The sequence below is a fragment of the Acidiphilium sp. PM genome (assembly GCF_000219295.1).
GTDB lineage: Bacteria > Pseudomonadota > Alphaproteobacteria > Acetobacterales > Acetobacteraceae > Acidiphilium > Acidiphilium multivorum.
The window spans coordinates 1-3589 of sequence record NZ_AFPR01000184.1; the positions used below are offsets into that span (position 1 = coordinate 1).

Consider the following 3589-nt stretch of genomic DNA (forward strand, 5'->3'; position numbering starts at 1 on the left):
GGCGCGGGCCCGCCGAGCTGCCGCAGCGCCTGCGGGTTGACGACAACCTGCGCCGGCGCCGGATGAATGAGGATGAACGCGGCCGCCATGCACGCCGCGAGGAAGCCGCAATGTCGCATCGCGTGCGACACTAGCGCATGTCTCCCATGCCGCTCAATGGCGGCCCGGATCAGGTTTTCGCGGTCTCCAGCGCCGAGCCCACCAGCTCGCGCAGCCGCGGGTGGATATGCGGGTTGCCGGCGACGATGTCGCCGCTCAGCGCATCGCCCCCATCCGGCGCGGTGGCGTAGCCGCCCGCCTCGCGCACCATCAGCGCGCCGGCGGCGATATCCCACAGATGGGTGCCGAGTTCCCAGTAGCCGTCATACCGCCCCGCCGCCGTCCAGGCGAGGTCGAGCGAGGCCGAGCCCATCCGCCGCACGCCCGCCGTCTCCGGCATCAGCGCGCCGAGCACGCGGGCGAAGGCGAGGCGGTTGCGCGGCGCGGTCCGGGCGAAGGGAATCCCCGTCGCGAACAGCGCGCTCGACCAGTCCCGCCGCGACGATACCCGCAGCCGCCGGTCGTTGAGATAGGCGCCCGCGCCCTTTTCGGCCCAGAACAGCTCGTCGAGCGCCGGCGCCATCACCATGCCGGCGACGATCTCGCTGCCGCCCTCCGGCAGCCGCTTCTCCAGCGCGATCGAGATCGCCCAGTTCGGAATCGCGTGCAGGAAATTGGTCGTCCCGTCGAGCGGATCGACGATCCACCGCCACGCCCAGTTCTCCGAGCCATGCGCCCCGCTTTCCTCCATCAGGAAGGCGTAGCCGGGCCGGGCGCGCTCCAGCTCCTCGCGGATCGTCTGCTCGGCGCGCATGTCCGCCTGGCTGACGAAGTCGGACGGCCCCTTCACCGAGACCTGGAGATGCTCGACCTCGTTGAAATCGCGGACGAGCCGTCGCGCGGCCTTCTGGGCCGCGGCGACCATGATGGTCATGTGCGCGGAACGGCGGGGGGTCATGGCTCGATACTCCGGAAAACGGTCCGGCGCGGCGCCCGTGCGCCGCGCCCGGCCTCAGCCCTTGGCCCGCTCGACGTAGGTCGAATCCTCGGTGCGGACGACGATGCGCTCGCCCGCCTCGATGAAGGGCGGCACCATCACCTTCACCCCGTTCGACAGCTTCGCCGGCTTGTAGGAGGAGGAGGCGGTCTGCCCCTTCACCACCGGATCGGCCTCGACGATCTCCAGCGTCACCGTCGCCGGCAGGTGGATGCCCACCGGGTCGCCTTCCACCAGGTCGACGATCACCGCCATGTTGTCCTGCAGGAACGGCGCCTGATCGCCGAGCAGCTCGGCCGGCACCAGGAACTGCTCGAAGGTCTCGCCGTCCATCAGCACCAGGTTGTCGCCGTCGGTGTAGGAATAGGTGTAGTCGCGGTTGTCCGTCATCAGCCGCTCGACCGTGTCGGCGGTGCGCCAGCGCTCGTTGGTCTTGTTCCCGGTCTTGAGGTCGCGCATCTCCACCTGGATGAACGCGCCCCCCTTGCCCGGGGTGATGATCTGCTGCTTGAGCACCGTCCAGCGGCGACCGTCATGCTCGATCACCTGGCCGGCGCGGATCAGATTCGCCTGCTGCTTCATGAATTCACACTCGAACTGCGATAAGGATGCGGCGGCTTAACGCGATGCGCGGCTTTCGGCAAGTTTGCGCTCCGCCGCCACCAGGGCCGCGAGCACGATGCCGAGCCCCTCGCGATGCCACCGCTGGACCGATTTGTGGTCCGCCCCCAGCACGCCGCCGAGCCTGCGCCAGGGAAACAGGTGCCGCCCGGTCAGCGGATGGGTCAGCGCCCGCGCGCCGAGAATCCGCCGCAGCACGAACCGCTCCTCGGGGATCGCGGCGAGCCAGCCGAGCGCCTCGTCCATGCGGTCGATCTCCGCACCCGAGGGGTGCGGCGGGCGGATGCGCGAGGCCTCCCAGCCATAGGCGTCGAGCGCGCTGCGCACCACCTCGTAGCGGGTGATCCTGAGGTGCGGCGAATAGCCCCGCTCCGGCAGCGCCAGCAGGCACGACCCCGCCGCCTCCAGCCTTGATGCGATCGCGCCGATCGGGTCCGCCGCCCCGCTCACCGCCGGGCAGGGGCCGATCTCCACCCGCCGTTCCACCCCCGCGGCGCCGATCCCCGAGCCGAGCACCTCGCCCGCCCGGCGCGCCCGCACCGCGCTCATCGCTCATCCTCCCGCCCGGGGGCGGCGAGGGGGACGAACGCCGTGCCCTCCAGAATCGTCCCGCGCGTCAGCAGCCCCCAGGAGCGCGGATGCCCGGCCGGCAGCGGCGGGCGGTTCGGATCGTCCTCCGGCGGCGGCTTCGGCCGCGCCGCCTGGCTCGGCCCGCCGGCGGCGCAGAGCCGCCGCCCGCGCTCGATGATCGTGTTGCGCGACAGGCCGAGCACGGCGGCAATCGCCGCCCAGGTCGCCCCGTCCACCCGCATGCGGCGGATCGTCTCGTCGGCGGCGTCGGTCCAGATGCGGCGTTCGGGCATCGCTCATCTCCTCGTTGATGAGCGGATTGTTAGTCCGGCCGGTTATTGATGTCAATAAAACTAACAACATGAATCGCGCGGCCGCAACCGGGCCTGTCGGCGGATCGCCAGCATCGCCAAGCCGAATGTTCAGTCAATCATCTGAAATAATTGAAGTTATCCGCCGTCTCGCGCCGCGGCTTCGCCCGCGGCAGGAGCGAAAAAAAATCGCGCCCGCAGCAGCACATCGCCCGCGACCGCCGCCCGCACCGCCGCCTCGCCGTTAGTATCGCCGACAATCACCACATCGCCGGACCCGTCCTCGGTGCCCCGCGCCCGGTCGAGAAACAGCCGCGTCAGCGCCGCCGCCACCGCGCCGCGCGGCACGCAGCACGAACACCCGATCCCATGCCCGAACCGCCGCACCTCCTCCGCCCGGAACCCGCCCACGACCCGCGCGCCGGAAGGCGGCGCGAACCCCTCCTGCACCAGCACCGCATCCCCCGGCGCCACCGCCCCGCCAAACCTGATTCCGATCCGCATTTTTGCTCCTTCTTCTTGCTCCGGCCGGCGCCGCGAAATCCCCGCCCCGCGAAATTCCACCGTGGCGCGACGTGGCAATCGGCCGCCGCCGCCGCAAGCCCGGCCGCCTTGCCAGCAACACGGGCCGGACGATACGTTGCCGCTGCCGTGTTGTCCGCAGGAGTTCGCCTCATCGCCCGCCCGCCCGTCTTCCCGTCCGGCCGGATCTGACCGGTGCTGGTCCCGCTCGCGCCGCCCCTGCTCGCCGCCGCCGCCCTCGCCGCCTTCGCCGCCGGCTTCGTCAAGGGCTTCGCCGGTTTCGGCTTCGCCGTCGTCTTCACGCCGCTGCTCTCGCTGATCTCCGACGATCCGCGCCATGTCGTGTTCGCCGCCCTCGTGCTCGGCACGCTGATGAGCCTCGGCGTGATCGCCGAACTCCGCCACGCCATCACCCGGGACCGCGCGCTGCCCGTCCTTCTCGGCACCGCGCTCGGCACGCCGGCGGGCATCGCGCTGCTCGGCCTGGTCGCCCGCCCGGCGCTGAAATTCGTCATTGCCGGGCTTGCGG

Annotated in this window: 6 protein-coding genes; 1 reads left to right on the top strand and 5 read right to left on the bottom strand. The window is 71.1% G+C overall.

Annotated features, from left to right (window positions below):
* Positions 1 to 169: 169 nt before the first annotated feature.
* The 5 genes from APM_RS08735 to APM_RS08755 all read right to left on the bottom strand — a co-directional run bounded on the left by APM_RS08735 (position 170) and on the right by APM_RS08755 (position 3042).
* The gene (locus APM_RS08735; protein WP_007423005.1) at positions 170 to 997 is read right to left on the bottom strand and encodes an inositol monophosphatase family protein; all 828 of its coding nucleotides are present in this window, start codon (positions 995 to 997) and stop codon (positions 170 to 172) included.
* 54 nt (positions 998 to 1051) lie between these two features.
* Positions 1052 to 1618 (bottom strand): elongation factor P, encoded by a 567-nt coding sequence (efp, locus tag APM_RS08740; RefSeq protein WP_007423006.1) that lies wholly within the window; start codon positions 1616 to 1618, stop codon positions 1052 to 1054.
* A 36-nt stretch (positions 1619 to 1654) separates the two neighbouring features.
* Complete coding sequence (locus tag APM_RS08745) at positions 1655 to 2206, bottom strand: DUF6362 family protein (RefSeq protein ID WP_007423007.1); 552 nt, start codon at positions 2204 to 2206, stop codon at positions 1655 to 1657.
* Positions 2203 to 2520, bottom strand: coding sequence for a hypothetical protein (locus APM_RS08750; RefSeq protein WP_007423008.1), 318 nt, complete (start codon positions 2518 to 2520; stop codon positions 2203 to 2205). The genes APM_RS08745 and APM_RS08750 overlap by 4 nt, the downstream gene beginning before the upstream one ends.
* Positions 2521 to 2676: 156 nt before the next feature.
* The gene (locus tag APM_RS08755) at positions 2677 to 3042 is read right to left on the bottom strand and encodes a hypothetical protein (protein ID WP_007423009.1); all 366 of its coding nucleotides are present in this window, start codon (positions 3040 to 3042) and stop codon (positions 2677 to 2679) included.
* A 213-nt stretch (positions 3043 to 3255) separates the two neighbouring features.
* Here APM_RS08755 and APM_RS08760 point away from each other — a divergent pair.
* Positions 3256 to 3589, top strand: a 334-nt coding sequence (locus APM_RS08760; protein ID WP_007423010.1) for a TSUP family transporter, incomplete at its 3' end; no start/stop codon positions are given.